Origin of the sequence: Pseudomonas sp. 2995-1 (genome assembly GCF_002742505.1) — a bacterium.
GTDB lineage: Bacteria > Pseudomonadota > Gammaproteobacteria > Pseudomonadales > Pseudomonadaceae > Aquipseudomonas > Aquipseudomonas sivasensis.
This window is the reverse complement of the sequence record NZ_LJSA01000676.1, coordinates 1-263: the sequence shown is the minus strand read 5'-3', so window position 1 is coordinate 263 and position 263 is coordinate 1. Positions and strand designations below refer to the sequence as shown.

At 35.7% G+C, this 263-nt stretch carries 1 protein-coding gene; it reads right to left on the bottom strand.

Annotated features, from left to right (window positions below):
- Window positions 1-227 (bottom strand): iron-containing alcohol dehydrogenase (locus tag AOA61_RS30675; RefSeq protein ID WP_256583520.1); only part of this gene is annotated, 227 nt, incomplete at its 3' end.
- Window positions 228-263 lie beyond the last annotated feature (36 nt).

Sequence of the window (263 nt, the reverse complement as noted above, 5' to 3'; positions counted from 1 at the left end):
TCTATATTATGGGAGGCCCAGTCTCCTCTTGTTCCCATTTGTAGCATTCCATTTAATGCAATAGTACCTGAATATAAAATTGTTTCGCGAAGTTCAATATTTTCTAAGTCGTTAACTAAATTTGGACCTGCATCAATAACAGTTTTTAATACAGCCTCACACATATATTCCTGCAGTGGAGTATTTGTCTCTTTATGGAAATACTGTTCCAAAACGTGAGTCATCATATCAACGATCCCGTAAATAGTTTGATCCTTTGGAAC